Origin of the sequence: Xanthomonas sp. LF06-19 (assembly GCF_034105425.1) — a bacterium.
GTDB classification, from domain to species: domain Bacteria; phylum Pseudomonadota; class Gammaproteobacteria; order Xanthomonadales; family Xanthomonadaceae; genus Xanthomonas_A; species Xanthomonas_A sontii.
Genome location: NZ_JAXGGH010000004.1, coordinates 164,478 through 180,823, shown reverse-complemented (window position 1 = coordinate 180,823; position 16,346 = coordinate 164,478). Strand labels below are relative to the sequence as shown.

General features: G+C 70.7%; 14 protein-coding genes. 9 read left to right on the top strand and 5 right to left on the bottom strand.

Annotation, left to right across the window (positions count from 1 at the left end; translation table 11 throughout):
• The first annotated feature begins 107 nt into the window (after window positions 1-107).
• Complete coding sequence (gene msrQ / locus SLW55_RS10040) at window positions 108-737, top strand: protein-methionine-sulfoxide reductase heme-binding subunit MsrQ (protein ID WP_320745031.1); 630 nt, start codon at window positions 108-110, stop codon at window positions 735-737.
• On the opposite strand, the gene SLW55_RS10035 is transcribed toward msrQ, so the two are convergent.
• Window positions 706-1,503: an FHA domain-containing protein gene (locus SLW55_RS10035; protein ID WP_295941079.1), complete on the bottom strand. Its 798-nt coding sequence runs from the start codon at window positions 1,501-1,503 to the stop codon at window positions 706-708. The two genes, msrQ and SLW55_RS10035, sit on opposite strands and share 32 nt — an antisense overlap.
• Before the next feature lie 116 nt (window positions 1,504-1,619).
• Here SLW55_RS10035 and SLW55_RS10030 point away from each other — a divergent pair, with 116 nt between their 5' ends.
• On the top strand, window positions 1,620-1,895 hold the full coding sequence (locus SLW55_RS10030) for a polyhydroxyalkanoic acid system family protein (protein ID WP_017916064.1): 276 nt from the start codon (window positions 1,620-1,622) through the stop codon (window positions 1,893-1,895).
• 221 nt (window positions 1,896-2,116) lie between these two features.
• Here SLW55_RS10030 and SLW55_RS10025 read toward each other — a convergent pair whose 3' ends face one another.
• The gene (locus tag SLW55_RS10025) at window positions 2,117-2,836 is read right to left on the bottom strand and encodes a hypothetical protein (protein ID WP_152239091.1); all 720 of its coding nucleotides are present in this window, start codon (window positions 2,834-2,836) and stop codon (window positions 2,117-2,119) included.
• 87 nt (window positions 2,837-2,923) lie between these two features.
• Here SLW55_RS10025 and SLW55_RS10020 point away from each other — a divergent pair, with 87 nt between their 5' ends.
• From SLW55_RS10020 to SLW55_RS10010, 3 genes are all read left to right on the top strand, one after another.
• On the top strand, window positions 2,924-4,189 hold the full coding sequence (locus SLW55_RS10020; RefSeq protein WP_320745029.1) for a patatin-like phospholipase family protein: 1,266 nt from the start codon (window positions 2,924-2,926) through the stop codon (window positions 4,187-4,189).
• A gap of 125 nt (window positions 4,190-4,314) precedes the next feature.
• Window positions 4,315-4,965 carry a phasin family protein gene (locus tag SLW55_RS10015; RefSeq protein WP_320745028.1) on the top strand — a complete coding sequence of 217 codons (651 nt, stop codon included), beginning with the start codon at window positions 4,315-4,317 and terminating at the stop codon, window positions 4,963-4,965.
• A gap of 200 nt (window positions 4,966-5,165) precedes the next feature.
• Window positions 5,166-6,173: a restriction endonuclease gene (locus SLW55_RS10010; RefSeq protein WP_320745027.1), complete on the top strand. Its 1,008-nt coding sequence runs from the start codon at window positions 5,166-5,168 to the stop codon at window positions 6,171-6,173.
• Window positions 6,174-6,331: 158 nt separating this feature from the next.
• Here SLW55_RS10010 and SLW55_RS10005 read toward each other — a convergent pair whose 3' ends face one another.
• The 3 genes from SLW55_RS10005 to SLW55_RS09995 form a co-directional block, all read right to left on the bottom strand.
• The gene (locus tag SLW55_RS10005; protein WP_295963065.1) at window positions 6,332-8,320 is read right to left on the bottom strand and encodes an SDR family oxidoreductase; all 1,989 of its coding nucleotides are present in this window, start codon (window positions 8,318-8,320) and stop codon (window positions 6,332-6,334) included.
• 276 nt (window positions 8,321-8,596) lie between these two features.
• The gene (gene hutC, locus SLW55_RS10000; protein WP_026144128.1) at window positions 8,597-9,328 is read right to left on the bottom strand and encodes a histidine utilization repressor; all 732 of its coding nucleotides are present in this window, start codon (window positions 9,326-9,328) and stop codon (window positions 8,597-8,599) included.
• 49 nt (window positions 9,329-9,377) lie between these two features.
• Window positions 9,378-10,775, bottom strand: a complete 1,398-nt coding sequence (locus SLW55_RS09995) for a formimidoylglutamate deiminase (RefSeq protein WP_295963062.1) — start codon at window positions 10,773-10,775, stop codon at window positions 9,378-9,380.
• Window positions 10,776-10,838: 63 nt separating this feature from the next.
• Here SLW55_RS09995 and hutI point away from each other — a divergent pair, with 63 nt between their 5' ends.
• From hutI to hutU, 4 genes are all read left to right on the top strand, one after another.
• Window positions 10,839-12,041: an imidazolonepropionase gene (gene hutI, locus SLW55_RS09990; protein WP_295963169.1), complete on the top strand. Its 1,203-nt coding sequence runs from the start codon at window positions 10,839-10,841 to the stop codon at window positions 12,039-12,041.
• Window positions 12,038-13,576, top strand: coding sequence for a histidine ammonia-lyase (gene hutH / locus SLW55_RS09985; protein WP_152239085.1), 1,539 nt, complete (start codon window positions 12,038-12,040; stop codon window positions 13,574-13,576). Before hutI ends, hutH begins: the two co-directional genes overlap by 4 nt.
• A gap of 124 nt (window positions 13,577-13,700) precedes the next feature.
• The gene (hutG, locus tag SLW55_RS09980) at window positions 13,701-14,564 is read left to right on the top strand and encodes an N-formylglutamate deformylase (protein ID WP_295909818.1); all 864 of its coding nucleotides are present in this window, start codon (window positions 13,701-13,703) and stop codon (window positions 14,562-14,564) included.
• Between the two features lie 50 nt (window positions 14,565-14,614).
• Window positions 14,615-16,282, top strand: a complete 1,668-nt coding sequence (hutU, locus tag SLW55_RS09975; RefSeq protein ID WP_320745026.1) for a urocanate hydratase — start codon at window positions 14,615-14,617, stop codon at window positions 16,280-16,282.
• Window positions 16,283-16,346 lie beyond the last annotated feature (64 nt).

Sequence of the window (16,346 nt, the reverse complement as noted above, 5' to 3'; positions counted from 1 at the left end):
ATCGGGAATGGGAAAAGCGCGGCGCCTGGTGGTTGCCTCGCGCGACGGCTGGAATCGCAGTCGGCGTGCCGCGTGGCACCTGTGCCAACACGGCGCGATGACGGCGCATGGCTAAGACCTCCGCTTCGTTGATCGCTGCCAAGGCGGTGGTGCATGCGCTGGCGCTGGCGCCGATGGCGTACCTGGGCTGGCAGTTCTGGCAGGTGTGGCAGACCGGCAGCGATGCGCTCGGTGCCGATCCGGTGGCCGAGGTCGAGCACCGCACCGGGTTGTGGGCGCTGCGGCTGCTGCTGTTGACCCTGGCCATCACCCCGCTGCGGCAGCTGACCGGGCAATCGGTGCTGCTGCGTTTCCGGCGCATGCTCGGGCTGTACGCGTTCTTCTACGCGACCGTGCATCTGGCGGCCTATCTGGGGTTGGACCTGCGCGGCTACTGGACGCAGATCTTCGAGGAGATCGTCAAACGCCCGTACATCACCGTCGGCTTCCTGGCCTGGTTGCTGCTGGTGCCGCTGGCGGTCACCTCCACCCAGGGCTGGATGCGCCGGCTCAAGCGCAACTGGGGCAAGTTGCACAAGGCGATCTATGCGATCGGCGTACTCGCCGTGCTGCACTTCTGGTGGCTGGTGAAATCGGACATCCGCGAACCGCTGCTGTACGCGGCGATCCTGGCGGTGCTGCTGGGCTGGCGCGGCTGGCGGGCGCTCAGCGCGCGCCGAACCACAGCAGCCCGCTGAGCGCGGCGGCCAGCAGCAAGGCACTGAGCAACAGCCACGGCCAGCGCCGCGCGGTGGCCGGACGTGGCGCCACCGCCGGGGTCAGCGCCAACGCAGCCAAGGCCGGGTCGTCGCGCAGCGGCTCGGCACCGACGACCTGCGGGACCTCCAGCACGAAGCGGTGCTGGGCATCGAACACCACTTGGTCGCCGGGCTGCAGCCAGCAGCTGCGCACGGCCACGCCGTTGACCTGGGTCTGCGCCTCGCCGAAGCCGCGCAGCAGCACCCGCTCGCCATGCCGTTCCAGGCGCGCGTGCTGCTCGGCGCAGGCCGGATCGTCGATGCGGATGTCGCACTCGCGCAGACGGCCGATGCTGCGCACCCGGTCCACGGTGAAACTGCGGCCATGGTGCGGACCGCCGACGCCGCGCAGGACCAGGCGCGGATCGTCGTACTCGGCCTCGCTGACCTCAGGCAGGCGCTGCAGCGGCTCGCACTTGCCCTGCACCACCATTTCGACGCCGTCGGCGTAGACCGCGTCGCCGGCGCGCAGCAGCGCCATGCGCCGCACCGGGCGGCCGTTGACGTGAATGCCGCGGCTGCCGTTGGCGACCTGCAGCCACAGACCGCGCCGGTCCAGGCAGAACTGCGCCAGCAGCAATGCGCCCTGGGTGTCGTCGACCACGCTGACCTGGCCGGAGGCCAACCGCACGATGCGATGCACGCCCGCGCGCAGGGGCCGGTCGGGATGTTGGCGGTTGCTGAAATGGACTTGCAGATCGTGCACGGCGGGCAGCCTAGCAGGTTGCCTGCGAGTGCAGAAGCGCGCGCGCTGGACAATGCACCGCGCATACGCACAATGCCTGATCGTTCACGCGGGCACCCGCCCGCACAGGAGCCAGCATGTCCAGCATCGACATCCGCCACGACCACGACAAGACCCCCGCGCAGGCCCGCAAGGCCATCGAAACCGCCGCCAAGAAACTGTCCGAGCGCTTCGACCTGGAATCGCACTGGGATGGCGATTCCCTGCTGTTCTCGCGCTCGGGCGTGGACGGACGCATCGAACTGCTGCCCAAGCAGGTGCACGTGACTGCCGAACTGGGCTTCCTGCTGTCGGCGATGAAGGGCACGGTGGAAAGCGAGATTCGTCGCGTGCTGTCGGAAAAGCTGGGCTGATCAGTGCATCGAGCCCCTCTCCCCTCGGGAGAGGGGTTGGGGTGAGGGTGCGGTAGCAAGCGCTGACGCGATCAGTTGCACGAGGCTTCGCACGTACCCTCATCCGCCCCTTCGGGGCACCTTCCCCCGCAAAAGGGGGCCATGGTCCCGGCGGGAGAAGGGAGCAGCCAAAGCCCCTCTCCCGTCGGGAGAGGGGTTGGGGTGAGGGTCCGGCCGCTCACTCACTCCAACGCAAACGGATCCGGATCGCCCGCGAACAATCGTTCCGACACGGCGCGCTCGGTGGTCTCGATATCGCCGATGAACCCCTCGGCATCGCCCAGCTTGGAGAACGCGTCGAAACCCCGCTCCAGGAATCCCTGCAGTTCCGACAACCCCGCTGCCTTGGCCGGGCCGCGGGCGAAGCGCAGCAGCATGCGCACGCCGGGTGTGTGCACCGCCTTGGCCAGGCCCAGGCCGACGCGGGCGATCAGGTCGATCTGGCGCTGGCGCAGCCGGGGTAGCCCGGTCTGCCGATAGGCTTCGGCATACAACGCTTCGTCCAGGCGCTTGCGCCGCGGCGCCAGGGCCTGCAGCGCCTCGGCCATGCGCAGGTCCAGAGCGTGGGTCAGCGCACCCAGCTCGATGCCGTCGGCGACCGTGTCCAGCAACGACGCCGGCATCAGCCGCTGCATCATCGGCAACACCTTGACGATGTCGGCGTCGCGACGGCTGAAGTCGCGGTCGCCATAGACGTCGGTGAGAAAGAACATCGCCGCCGGACGCCGCTGCGGATCCTCCAGGAAATGCTCGAAGCTGTGCTCCAGCCGCTCCGATTGCCAGCGCCGCAGTTCCTGCAGCCAGCGCAGCGCATTGCGCGGTTCGCGCGCGGGGTCGTGCAGCGCCTGGTGCCACGCCAGGCGGCGGCCGAGTCGTTCCAGGACGGGAGTGCTGCGCGCCATGGGCGCCGATGATGGTCGCAGCCCGGCACGACCGCAAGCGTCACGGCGCTCGGCTACACTCGCGCCACTGCCTCCTGCGGACCGCGCATGCTTTCCCTCCACAGCGCCTCGCCCCGTCCCCATTCCAACGGCCGCATCGGCCTGGCCATCGCCGGCGGCGGCCCGATCGGCGGCATGTACGGCCTCGGTGCGCTGCGTGCCCTGGACGAAGCGCTGGACGGACTGGACCTGACCCGCCTGGATTGCTACGTGGGCGTCAGCTCCGGCGCCTTCCTGACCGCCGGTCTGGCCAACCGCATCAGCAGTGCCGAGATCTGCCGGATCTTCGTCACCGGCAACAGCGACGATGCGCGGTTCCGCCCGGAAGACTTCCTGCGACCCAACGTCTACGAGTATCTGCGCCGTGCCGCGACACTGCCGGGGCTGGCCTACGGCTGGTGGCACGACCTGCTCACCGAACCGCGCAAGACCCGCTGGTCGGACCTGATCACCCGCTTCGGCGGACTGGTGCCCAGCGGCCTGTTCGACAACGCCGGGGTCGAGCGTTTCCTGCAGGACGTGTTCAGCCGCCGCGGCCGCAGCAACGATTTCCGCGACCTCGACGCCAATCTGTTCGTGGTCGCGGTGGACCTGGACAGCGGTCGTGCGGTGCGCTTCGGCGAGCCGGGCATGGACCACGTGCCGATCTCGCTGGCGATCCAGGCCAGCGCGGCGCTGCCGGGGCTGTATCCGCCGGTGCAGATCGACGGCCACCATTACGTGGACGGTGCGCTGCGCCGCACCATGCATGCCTCCACCTTGCTGGAGCGCGGCATCGACCTGATGATCGGGATCAACCCGCTGGTGCCCTACGACGCCACCCACGCGCCGCGCCGCAATGGCCACATCGACCGCGCGCGGCTGCTCGCCGGTGGCCTGCCGGCGGTGCTGTCGCAGACCTTCCGCACCCTGCTGCAATCGCGCATGCAGGTGGGGCTGGAGAAGTACGCGCGACAGTACCCGCAGGTGGATCAGTTGGTCTTCGAGCCCAACGCCGACAACGGCGAGCTGTTCTTCACCAATCTCTTCAGCTACGCCGCGCGCCACCGCGTGTGCCAGCTCGCCTACCGCAACACCCTGTCGGACCTGCGCCGCAACGCGCAGACGCTGGAACCGCTGCTGGCCGCTCACGGCATCGCGCTGCGCCACGATATCCTCAATGACCGCAAGCGCACCTTCCTCGATGGTGTGGACGTGCAGCCGCGGCGCATGACCGAGACCACCGCGCGCCTGCGGCGTGCGCTGGACGACGTCGACCAGGTCATCGCCGGCCGCCGCGCCAAGCGCCGCACCCGCCGTTCGCCGGAGGCGTAGCGTGCAGCGCCGACCGACGTCGCCATCGCTCCCCGCGCACGTCCTGCGCACGCTGGTGTGATTACTCTAGTCACAGTCCCGAGTCTCGAACCCCGCCACTCACCCGCCGAAGGAACCGCACCGTCATGGCCACTCTGAAGAAGTCCGCCCGCAAGAAGCGCAGCACCGCCGCTGCCGACGACACCCTGCAGGCGCAGGCGGAAAAGCTGTCCAAGCGCCTGGGCGAATCGGCGCAGCAGGTCTGGCTGGCCGGGGTCGGCGCGTTCGGCCGTGCGCAGGCCGAGGGCGGCAAGCTGTTCGAGACCCTGGTGAAGGAAGGCCTGAGCCTGGAGCAGAGCACCCGCAAACTGGCCGGCGGCGGGGTCGATGCGGTGCGCGATGCGGTGGAGAACCGGGTCGGCCAGGCCCGCGAGCGCGCCGCCGACACCTGGGACCGCCTGGAGAAGGTGTTCGAGGACCGCGTGCAGCGCGCGCTGCGCCGCCTGGAAGTCCCCAGCCGCGAGGACCTGGGTGCGCTGATCGAGCGCGTGGACGCGCTCAATGGCGAACTGCGGCATCTGCGCGGCGGCCGTGCCACGCAGGCGGCGGGCAAGGCGCCGGCGGCGAAGAAGGCCGCCAGGAAGTCCACGGCGTCGCCCGCCGGCGCCGCCAAGCGCGCAGCACCGGCGCGCCGACCTGCCGGCCCGGTGGTCGCCAAGGTCGCGCCAGCCAAGCGCGCGGCCGCGCCCAAGCGCGCCAGCCGCAAGCGCAGCGAGACGCCGACCCCGGCCGAGTAACCGGATTGTTGCAAAGCAGCACGTTTTTCCAGACAATCGAAACGGACCCGCCAGTCCATCAGAAGACCGTTTGCTCCCCTCCCCTCTCGGCTTCGGACTGGCGGGTCTTTTTTGTCCGCCGTCCACCGCTGTCGCCTTGCCGGCGCCGTGACACGCTGGCGATACACTGACTTCCTTACGGCGCGTGTGCGGGTGCGAGCATGTTTTCCTGGATAGCGGCAGCGATCTTGGCAGTCGCGGCATGGCTGGCGGCCAGCCTCTACCTGTGGCTGGTACGGCGCCGCGAGAATGAGGCTAGCGCCGGACTGCATGCGCTGGCCGGCCTGCACTGGCGCGATTTCTCCTACATGGTGCGGCGCGCGATGCGCGAACAGCGCGACCTGCAGGACGCCACCGTCGACGAGCACACGAGCCAGGAACCGCAAAGCGACTTCGTGATGACCCGAGGCGAGGCGCGCTGGCTGCTGTCGTGCAAGCACGGCCGGGCCTACCGGATCGGCTCGGCCGCGGTCAACGAACTGGGCGCGGCGGCACGGCTGATGGGCGCGCAGGGCGGCATCCTGATCACCGAGGGCAAGGTGCAGCGCGACGGCATCGCCGCGGCCGAGAAGCAGGCGGTGGAAATCCTCGACGGCCCGCGCATCTGGCCGATGCTCAAGCCCTACCTGCCCAGCGAACTGGAAGACGGCGTGATCGGCGCCAGCCGCCGCCGCGCGCAGCGCCACATCGCCATCGCCGGCCTGGCCTCGCTCGCCCTGGGCGTGGTGACCGGCGTCGGTGCGCTGGCGTTGCAGCAGCCCGCAGAGCCTCCGACAGCCGTGGCCGCAACAGCGTCATCGCCTACGCCCGCTGCCGCTGCCGCAGCCGCGCCTACGCCGGCCGCAACCACGCCAACGAGCACCACCGCTGCCGCGCCCCAACCGGCGCTGGACGACGCCGGCGACCTGGCCGACCCCGATCCCGCCACCGAACAGCGCAACCGCCAGGAACTCTCCAAGGCCCTGGCCGCCACCCCGGGCGTGATCCGCGGCATCTGGCAGACGCAAATGACCCTGGTGGTCGACCGCAGCGGCGACGACGCCCAGGTGTGGCCGCGCATCTGCAAGGAAGTGGAGCGCTACCCATCCCTGCGCACCGTCCGCATCCAGCTCAACCCGCGCCCCGGCCACGAGGAACCGGTGCGGTGGCGGCAATGTAGGACGTTTTGAGCGGGGATTGGGGAATCGGGAATCGGGAATCGGTAGAGCGGGCTATCGGCACGCGACGAGCATGCACCCGTGACGTTCCTGCCTGACAGGACAGAACCCGCACCGCGTGCAGCCAGCGCTGTTCCGATTCCCTACTCCCCATTCCCGATTCCCAGCTCCTACCAATGGACGCCCCGCATCAACGCCGCAAACGCGATCTGCTCCTGGCTGGGCTTGGTCTCGCGTAGCGCCTTGCGGTCGCCCTTGGCCGCGGCCGAGTCGGGGAACAGTTCGAAGGCGGTGTTCATCACTACCTCGTAGGCCTTCGGCGCGACGGCGTTGACCAGGGCGGCGAAGATGCCCAGGCGCGTGGCCACGCGACTGGGGCGTTCGATGATCGCCTTGACCATCAGGTCGGCGGCCTCGTCCACGCTCAGTGTCGGCACGCTGTCGTACATCTTGGTCGGGGCGATCATCGGGGTCTTCACCAGCGGCATGTTGACCGTGGTGAAGCTGATGCCCTTGCCCGACAGCTCGCCCTGCGCGCAGCGGCTCCAGGCGTCCAGCGCCGCCTTGGAGGCGACGTAGGCGGAGAAGCGCGGCGAGTTGGCCAGCACGCCGATCGAGCTGACGTTGATGATGTGGCCCTTGCGCCGCGCGGTCATGCCCGGCAACACGCCCATGATCAGGCGCAGGCTGCCGAAGTAGTTCAGCTGCATGGTCCGCTCGAAATCGTGGAAGCGGTCGTAGCTGAGTTCGATCGAGCGGCGGATCGAGCGGCCGGCATTGTTGATCAGCACGTCGACGTGGCCATGCGCGTCCAGCACGGTCTTGAGCAGGCGGTCGCAATCGGCCAGGTCCGACAGGTCGGCGGTGTAGGCGAAGACCTTGCCGCCCTTGGCGTTCATCGCATCGCGTGCGGCATGCAGTTCCTGTTCGCCGCGGGCCACGATGACGGTGATGGCGCCGGCCTCGGCGACGCGCTGCGCGGTGGCCAGGCCGATGCCCGAGGAACCGCCGGTGATCAGCACCACCTTGCCGCGGACCTTGCCCTTGAGCGAACGGTCGACGAACAGGTCCGGGTCCAGGTGCCGTTCCCAGTGGTCCCACAGGCGCCAGGCGTAGTCTTCCAGCCGCGGCACGGCGATGCCGCTGCCCTTGAGCGCGCGCTCGGTCTCGCGGCTGTCGAAACGCGTGGGATAGGTGATGAACTTCAGCACCTCGCGCGGGATGCGGAAGTCGCGCAACAGCATGCCGGTGAAACGGCGGATCGGCGGCAGGCTGCCGACCGCGGCGCGGATGCTGGAGGGCACGAACGCGAACATGCGCGCGTCCACCCGCAGGGTCATCTCCGGGGCGTGGCCGGCACGGCAGAACACGTTGAGCACCTCGCCCACGCGCAGCGGCTCGGGGTCGGTGAGGTGGAAGGTGTGGCCGTCGAGCTTGGGCTTGTGCGCGATGTGGTCCATCGCGTCGGCGACGAAGTCCACCGGCACCAGGTTGATCCGCCCGCCCTCGATGCCCAGCATCGGCGCCCACGGCGGCAGCAGCTGGCGCAGTTTCTTGATCAGCGGGAAGAAGTAGTACGGGCCGTCGATCTTGTCGATGGCGCCGGTGCGCGAATCGCCGACCACCATCGCCGGGCGGTAGATGCGCCACTTGATCCGGGTCTCGGCGCGCACCAGCGCCTCGGCATCGTGCTTGGTGCGCAGGTAGGGATCGTCCAGGCCCTCGGCTTCCTCGAACATGTCCTCGCGGAAGATGCCCGGGTACAGCCCGGCCACCGCGATCGAACTGGTGTGGTGGAAGATGCCGGCGCCGATCTGCGCGGCCAGTTCCAGCGCATTGCGGGTGCCGTCGAGGTTGGCGATGCGCTGGTCCTCGGCCTTGGCGGTGAGATCGTACAGCGCAGCCAGGTGGAAGAAATGCTTGACCTTGCCGTGCAGCGTCTTGCGCTGCGCCGCGGTCAGCCCGCAGTACGCCGCGCCGACGTCGCCGTGCAGCACCACCAGGCGCTTGGGATCCCAGCCCTGCTCGCGCACCAGCGCATCGAACTTGCGCTGCGACTCCTTGCGCAGCAGGACATGCACGACGCCCTTGCGCCGCATCAACTTGGCCATCAGGTAGCGGCCGATGAAACCGGTGGCGCCTGTCACGAAATACGTCATGCCGAACCATCCCTCGTTCCGCGGCCACGGCCCCTCGCCCGGCCCTGGCGTTAACTTGCCAGAGTGCGGCGGGCAGGACAAACGCACGCCGGCGTATGGCGAACGTGCGGCATCGCAGCATCGGGCACCGGCGAGGCGACTGCGCGTGCCTCATCATCCGTGCTCGTCGCGCGTCGTGTCGCGTCCTGGAAGAGCAACGTCAGCCGCGACGGCCTTCCACGGACACCTTCGTCGCGCCGGCGTACGTGAGTTGCCTGCAGTCGCCACGCGCCAAGCTCAGCGCGCGCCGGGCGAGAACCGCGCGACCAGATCGTAGGTGTCGCCGAGGAACACCTGGCGCACGAAGGTCACCGCCTGCTCGCCGCGCCAGGTGCGGCGGTCGATAAGTAGACACGCGGTGCCGGCCGGCACCTGCAGGCGCGCCGCCTGCGCGGCGCTGGCGCCGACCGCGCTGATGCGGTGTTCGGCGCGGGTCCACGGCACGTGCTGCAGCAGCCAGCTGCCGGGCACGGTCACCGCGAAGTCCATCTGCAAGGCCTCCGGCACCGCCACCGGATTGATCACCCGCTCTTCCAGCGCGAACGGACGGCCGTCGGCGTAGTGCAGGCATTGCAGCGCCAGCAGGCTGCCGCCCGCGGCGACCTCGGCCTCCTGCGGCAACGCCGCGCGCGGCGCGCGCTGCTGCCGCTCCAGCAGTTCGAAACGGTAGGCATGGCCACGCGCGGCGACCTCGACCGGGATATCCGGGATCTCCAGCGCCACCTGCTCCATGTGCGGATGCGGCCGCGCCACGAACGAACCGGCGCGGCGGCGGCGCTCGATCATGCCGGCGTCGGCGAGCAGCGCCAGCACCTTGTTGACGGTCATCCGCGAGCAGCCGTACTGCGCCATCAGTTCGTGCTCGAACGGAATGCGATGGCCGGGCGGCCACGCGCCGCTGCGGATGTGCGCCTCGATGTCGCGGCGGATGCGCTGGCTGAGCGGCAGCGTCGGCGCGGCCGGCGTCATCGGCAGTTCGTGCCGCGGCAGGCAGCGCACAGCGCGCGCGGGTCGCGGCTCATGCGTCCAGCAACCGGGTCAGCGCACGCGCGTAGCGGGCGGCGACGCCCTCGCGCTGCAGGTGGCGGCCCTCGCGGACCAGCGCACGCCCGTGGCGCCAGACCGAACGCACCGCACCGCCGCGCGCGGCGAACAGCCAACTGTCGAGCCAGGCGTCGCCGTCGCGCGCCTGCAAGGCCGGATGCGTGGCGTCCAGTTCGACCAGATCGGCCGGGGCGCCCACGCACAGACCGTGTTCGACACCGAGCGCCTGCGCCGCGCCCTGCGCGGAGGATTGGAACAGGAAGCGGCCGCTGGACAGCGCGGTGTCGCCGGTGAGCACGTTGCGCCCGCGCAGGCTCAGGCGCTGGCCGTACTCGAGCAGGCGCAGTTCCTCGGCCGCATCGATCAGCACATTGGAGTCGGAGCCCACGCCGAAACGGCCGCCGGCGCGCAGGAAGTCCTGCATCGGGAACAGGCCGTCGCCGAGGTTGGCCTCGGTGATCGGGCACAGCCCGACCACCGCGCCACTGGCGGCGATGCCCTGCACTTCCGCGGCGTCGACGTGGGTGGCGTGCACCAGGCACCAGCGCGCATCCACCGGCGCGTGCGCCAGCAGCCATTGCACCGGGCGCTGCCCGCTCCAGGCCAGGCAGGCGTCGACTTCGCGGGTCTGCTCGGCGATATGGATGTGCACCGGGCCGCCGCACAACGGCAGCAGCGTCGCCAGTTCGTCCGGGGTGACCGCGCGCAGGCTGTGCGGGGCCAGGCCCAGCACCGCGTCGTCCAGCCCCTGCAGGGCGCGGCGGCTGCCGTCCAGCAGTGCGGCGAACCCGTCGACGTCGTGCAGCAGACGCTGCTGCGCCGGGTTCGGCGCGGCGCCGCCGAAGTCGGCATGCGCGTAGAACACCGGCAGCAGGGTCATGCCGATACCGCTGGTCTGTGCCGCGGCAGCCAGGCGCTGCGCCATCTCGGCGCGGTCGGCGTAGGGCTGGCCGTCGGCGGCGTGATGCACGTAATGGAACTCGCCGACCCGGGTGAAGCCGGCCTCGAGCATCTCCACGTAGGCCTGCTCGGCGATGGCCTGCAGATCGTCCGGGCTCAGTCGCTGCAGGAAGCGGTACATCAGCTCGCGCCAGCTCCAGAAGCTGTCGCCGCTGCGCCCGCCGATCTCGGTCAGGCCGGCCATGCCGCGCTGGAAGGCGTGGCTGTGCAGATTGCCCAGCCCGGTCACCACGATGTCCAGGCGCTGATCGCCAAGGGCTGCGGCCACGTCGCGCTCCACCGTGGCGATGCGGCCGCCGCGCACGCCGATGCGCACGTCGCGCGCCCAGCCCTGCGGCAGCAGCGCGTGCGCGCACCAGAATTCGCCCGATCCCGCGTTGCCGTTGGCCTGCTGCTGCGCCTGGGTCTGCACTGGACACCCTCCATCGACCACAATATTGTATATACAAAATAACCGACGAGCCTGCCCGTGACCATGCCCTGCGACACGCTCTGGCACAACGCGCACCTGATGACGCTGGACGCCGAGGACGGCGGATTGGGCCTGGTCCACGACGGCGTGGTGGCCTGCCGCGACGGCCGCATCGTCTACGCCGGCGCCGCCGCGCAGTTGCCCGGCCCGCTGTCGGCGCAGCGCAGCATCGACTGCGGCGGGCGCTGGATCGGTCCCGGCCTGATCGATTGCCACACCCACCTGGTCTATGCCGGCAACCGCGCCGGCGAGTTCGAGCAGCGCCTGCTCGGCGCCAGCTACGCCGACATCGCCCGCGCCGGCGGCGGCATCGTCTCCACGGTGCGCGCCACCCGCGCCGCCGACGAGGACGCCCTGCTCGCCGCCAGCCTGCCGCGACTGGACGCGCTGCTGGCCGAGGGCGTGACCACGGTGGAGATCAAGTCCGGCTACGGCCTGACCCTGGACGACGAACTGCGCCTGCTGCGCGTGGCGCGGCGCCTGGGCGAGCTGCGCCCGGTGGCGGTATCGCCGACCTTCCTCGGCGCGCACGCGGTGCCGCCCGGCGGCGAGGCCCAGGCCTATATCGACGAGGTCTGCGAGCGCATGATCCCGGCGGTCGCCGCGCAGGGCCTGGCCGAGGCGGTGGACGTGTTCTGCGAGCACCTCGCGTTCACCCCGGCGCAGACCGAGCAGGTGTTCCAGGCCGCGCAACGCCATGGCCTGGCGCTGAAGATCCACGCCGAGCAACTGTCCAACCAGGGCGGCGCGGCGCTGGCCGCGCGTTACGGCGCGCGCTCGGCCGACCATGTCGAATACCTGGACGACGCCGGCGTCGCCGCCATGGCCGCGGCCGGCACCGTCGCGGTGCTGCTGCCGGGCGCGTTCTATTTCACCCGCGACACCCAGCTACCGCCGATCGCCGCACTGCGCGCCGCCGGCGTGCCGCGTGCGCTGGCCACCGACTGCAACCCCGGCACCTCGCCGCTGACCAGCCCGCTGCTGGCGATGAACCTGGCGGCGACGCTGTTCCGGCTGACCGTGGCCGAATGCATCGCCGGCTTCACCCGCGAGGCGGCGCGCGCGCTCGGGCGCCAGGATCAGGTCGGCCGGCTGCGCGCCGGGCTGGCCTGCGACCTGGCGATCTGGGACATCGCCGAACCGGCCGAATTGGTCTATCGCATGGGCTTCAACCCGCTGCATGCGCGTATCTGGAGAGGACAATGAGCGACGACGAGATCCTGCTGCGCCCCGGCGCGGTCAGCCTGGCGCAGTGGCGCGCCGTGTACCGCGGCGCCAGCGTGCGCCTGGACCCGGCCTGCGCCGACGCGGTGCTGCGCAGCGCGCGCACCGTGGAGGCGATCGTCGCCACCGGCGCGCCGGTGTACGGCATCAACACCGGCTTCGGCAAGCTGGCCAGCGTGCGCATCGAGCGCGAGGACCTGGAGGCTCTGCAGCGCAACATCGTGCTGTCGCACGCGGCCGGGGTCGGCGCGCCGATGCCGGTGCCGGTGGTGCGGCTGATGATGGCACTGAAGCTGGCCAGCCTTGCCCAGGGCGCCTCCGGCGTGCAGCCGCAGACGCTGGCGCTGCTGGAAGCGCTGCTGCGCCACGAGGTGATCCCGGTGGTGCCGTGCCAGGGCTCGGTCGGTGCCTCCGGCGATCTGGCACCGCTGGCGCACCTGGCCACGGTGATGCTCGGGGTCGGCGAGGCCTTCGTCGGCGACGCACGCCTGCCGGCGGCGCAGGCGCTGGCCCAGGCCGGGCTGCAGCCGCTGACGCTGGGCGCCAAGGAGGGCCTGGCCCTGCTCAACGGCACCCAGTTCTCCACCGCCTACGCGCTGGCCGGGCTGTTCGAGATCGAGCGCGTGTTCCATGCCGCGCTGGTCGCCGGCGCGCTGTCCACCGAGGCCGCGAAAGGCTCGGACACCCCATTCGATCCGCGCATCCACGCGCTGCGCGGCCAGCCCGGGCAGATCGCCACCGCCGCGGCGCTGCGCGATTTGATGCACGCCTCGGCGATCCGCGATTCGCACCGCGACAACGACGTGCGCGTGCAGGATCCGTACTGCCTGCGCTGCCAGCCGCAGGTGATGGGCGCGGCGCTGGACGTGATGCGCCAGGCCGCCACCACCCTGGCCACCGAAGCCAACGGCGTGTCGGACAACCCGCTGGTGTTCAGCGACACCGGCGAGGCGCTGTCCGGCGGCAACTTCCACGCCGAGCCGGTGGCCTTCGCCGCCGACATGCTGGCGCTGGCGGTGTGCGAGATCGGCTCGATCAGCGAGCGCCGCGTCGCCATGCTGGTGGATCCGGCGCTGTCCGGATTGCCGGCGTTCCTGACCCCCAAGCCCGGTCTCAACTCCGGCTTCATGATCCCGCAGGTCACCGCCGCGGCGCTGGTCTCGGAGAACAAGCAACGCGCCTACCCGGCCAGCGTCGATTCGATCCCGACCTCGGCCAACCAGGAAGACCACGTGTCGATGGCCGCGCACGGCGCGCGCCGCCTGCTGGCGATGGCCGAGAACGCGGCCAACGTGGTCGGCATCGAACTGCTGGCGGCCGCGCAGGGCTGCGACTTCCACGCGCCGCTGCGCTCCAGCGCCGCCCTGGAAGCGGCGCGCGCGCTGCTGCGCGTCCGCGTCCCGGCGCTGCAGGACGATCGCTATTTCCATCCGGACATGCTGGCCGCCACCGCGCTGGTGCGCGACGGCGCGCTGGCCGCGGCGGTGGGGATGCGGCTGCCCGAGGTTAGCGTCTGATCTGAAGACCCCGTCGCAGGAGCAGCTCTGCCCCTTTTTGGGATCAGCCGCGACCGGGCTTTACCAGGTAATGCCCCGTTCGCGGCTGAAGCCGCTTCCACAGAACAGCACAACGCGAGGCCGTATGACATCCCTGCCCGACTGGCTCACTGTGCACCGCGGCGATGCGCCGCTGATCCTCAGCTTCCCGCACACCGGCACCGACCTGCCGGAAGCGCTGGCCGACCGTTTCGTCTCGCCATGGCTGGCGCAGCGCGATGCCGACTGGTGGGTGCACCTGCTGTACGACTTCGCCAACGCGCTGGGCGCGACCACCGTGCGCACCGCGATCTCGCGCTCGGTGATCGACGTCAACCGCGACCCGGCCGGGGTGTCGCTGTATCCCGGGCAGAACACCACCGGGCTGTGCCCACTGACCACCTTCGACGCGCAGCCGCTGTACCGACCCGGGGCCGAGCCGGATGCGGCCGAGATCGACGCGCGCCGCACGCAGTGGTTCGCGCCCTACCACGCCGCACTGGACGCGGAGATCGCGCGCCTGCGCGCCCTGCACCCGGCCATCGTGGTGTACGACGCGCATTCGATCCGCTCGCGCATCCCGCACCTGTTCGACGGCGAGCTGCCGCAATTCAACATCGGCAGCGCCGGTGCCTCCGGCGCGGTGGACAGTAGTTGCGCGGCAGCGCTGACCGATGCGGTGGAGCGCGTCTGCGCCGGCAGCGGCTTCAGCCACGTGCGCAACGGTCGCTTCAAGGGCGGCTGGAGCACCCGCCACCACGGCGCGCCGGCCGACGGCGTGCACGCGATCCAGATGGAACTGGCCTGCCGCGGCTACATGCACGAGCCCGACACGGTCGACCCCAGCAACTGGCCCTCGCCGTGGCAGCCCGAATACGCCGCGCCGCTGCGCGCGGTGCTGCAGCAGGTGCTGCAGGCCTGCCTCGACTTCGCCCGCAGCCCCGCCGCATCCGCCCGCGCCGCCAACTGACGCGCGCGCACCGCGTTCCGCCTTCCGCGCAGCCACCTGAGGATTCCCGCATGACCCGCCTCGACGCCACCCGCACCATCCAAGCGCCCACCGGCAGCACCCTCACCTGCAAGAGCTGGCTGACCGAAGCGCCGCTACGCATGCTGATGAACAACCTGCACCCGGACGTGGCCGAGCGGCCGCAGGAACTGGTGGTGTACGGCGGCATCGGCCGCGCCGCGCGCGATTGGGAGAGCTTCGACGCCATCGTCGAGACGCTCAAGCGCCTGGACGACGACCAGACCCTGCTGGTGCAGTCGGGCAAGCCGGTCGGCGTGTTCCGCACCCATGCCGACGCGCCGCGGGTGCTGATCGCCAATTCCAACCTGGTGCCGCGCTGGGCCAACTGGGACCACTTCAACGAACTCGATAAGAAAGGCCTGGCCATGTACGGCCAGATGACCGCCGGCAGCTGGATCTACATCGGCGCGCAGGGCATCGTGCAGGGCACCTACGAGACCTTCGTCGAAATGGGCCGGCAGCACTACGGTGGCGACCTGTCCGGCAAGTGGCTGTTCACCGGCGGTCTCGGCGGCATGGGCGGCGCGCAGCCGCTGGCCGCGGTGATGGCCGGCGCCTCGTGCCTGGCGGTGGAGTGCCGCAAGAGCAGCATCGACATGCGCCTGCGCACCGGCTACCTGGATACCTGGACCGACTCGCTGGACGAGGCGCTGCGCCTGATCGCCGAGGCCTGCGCGGCGAAGACGCCGCGCTCGGTCGGCCTGCTCGGCAACGTCGCCGACGTGCTGTCCGAGCTGTTGGCGCGCGGGATCAAGCCGGACCTGCTGACCGACCAGACCTCCGCGCATGACCCGGTCAACGGCTACCTGCCGCAGGGCTGGACGGTCGAGCAGTGGGACGCCAAGCGCGTCTCCGCACCGAAGGAGGTGGAACAGGCCGCGCGCGCCTCGATGGCCAACCACATCCGCGCCATGCTCGGTTTCCACGCCCTGGGCGTGCCGACCGCGGACTACGGCAACAACCTGCGGCAGATGGCGCTGGAGGAAGGCGTGGCCAATGCCTTCGACTTCCCGGGCTTCGTCCCCGCCTACATCCGCCCGCTGTTCTGCCGCGGCGTCGGCCCGTTCCGCTGGGCCGCGCTGAGCGGCGACCCGGAGGACATCGCCAGGACCGACGCCAAGGTCAAGGAACTGATTCCCGACAACCCGCACCTGCACCGCTGGCTGGACATGGCCGCCGAGAAGATCCAGTTCCAGGGCCTGCCGGCGCGGATCTGCTGGGTCGGCCTGGGCGACCGCGACCGCCTGGGGCTGGCGTTCAACGAGATGGTCGCCAACGGCGAACTGAAGGCGCCGGTGGTGATCGGCCGCGACCACCTGGACAGCGGCAGCGTCGCCTCGCCGAACCGCGAGACCGAGGCCATGGCCGACGGCTCCGACGCCGTCTCCGACTGGCCGCTGCTCAACGCCCTGCTCAACACCGCCAGCGGCGCCACCTGGGTCTCGCTGCATCACGGCGGCGGCGTCGGCATGGGTTTCTCGCAACACGCCGGCATGGTCATCGTCTGCGACGGCACCGAGGCGGCGGCCAAGCGCATCGCCCGGGTGCTGTGGAACGACCCCGCGACCGGCGTCATGCGTCATGCCGATGCGGGGTATGCCATCGCCCTCGACTGCGCCCGCGACAAGCACCTGGACCTGCCCGGCATCCTGCGCTGAGGCCGGCGCCCGTCCGCCGCCTGCGCGCGGCGGGCGGGCGCACGACGCGGCAAAGCGGAACTGC

What these genes read in the sequence shown, in the direction of transcription:
- msrQ (WP_320745031.1), top strand. Translation starts at nt 108, where the DNA reads ATGGCTAAGACCTCCGCTTCGTTGATCGCTGCCAAGGCGGTGGTGCAT.
- SLW55_RS10030 (WP_017916064.1), top strand. Translation starts at nt 1,620, where the DNA reads ATGTCCAGCATCGACATCCGCCACGACCACGACAAGACCCCCGCGCAG.
- SLW55_RS10025 (WP_152239091.1), bottom strand. Translation starts at nt 2,836, where the DNA reads ATGGCGCGCAGCACTCCCGTCCTGGAACGACTCGGCCGCCGCCTGGCG.
- SLW55_RS10020 (WP_320745029.1), top strand. Translation starts at nt 2,924, where the DNA reads ATGCTTTCCCTCCACAGCGCCTCGCCCCGTCCCCATTCCAACGGCCGC.
- SLW55_RS10015 (WP_320745028.1), top strand. Translation starts at nt 4,315, where the DNA reads ATGGCCACTCTGAAGAAGTCCGCCCGCAAGAAGCGCAGCACCGCCGCT.
- SLW55_RS10010 (WP_320745027.1), top strand. Translation starts at nt 5,166, where the DNA reads ATGTTTTCCTGGATAGCGGCAGCGATCTTGGCAGTCGCGGCATGGCTG.
- SLW55_RS10005 (WP_295963065.1), bottom strand. Translation starts at nt 8,320, where the DNA reads ATGACGTATTTCGTGACAGGCGCCACCGGTTTCATCGGCCGCTACCTG.
- hutC (WP_026144128.1), bottom strand. Translation starts at nt 9,328, where the DNA reads ATGACGCCGGCCGCGCCGACGCTGCCGCTCAGCCAGCGCATCCGCCGC.
- hutI (WP_295963169.1), top strand. Translation starts at nt 10,839, where the DNA reads ATGCCCTGCGACACGCTCTGGCACAACGCGCACCTGATGACGCTGGAC.
- hutH (WP_152239085.1), top strand. Translation starts at nt 12,038, where the DNA reads ATGAGCGACGACGAGATCCTGCTGCGCCCCGGCGCGGTCAGCCTGGCG.
- hutG (WP_295909818.1), top strand. Translation starts at nt 13,701, where the DNA reads ATGACATCCCTGCCCGACTGGCTCACTGTGCACCGCGGCGATGCGCCG.
- hutU (WP_320745026.1), top strand. Translation starts at nt 14,615, where the DNA reads ATGACCCGCCTCGACGCCACCCGCACCATCCAAGCGCCCACCGGCAGC.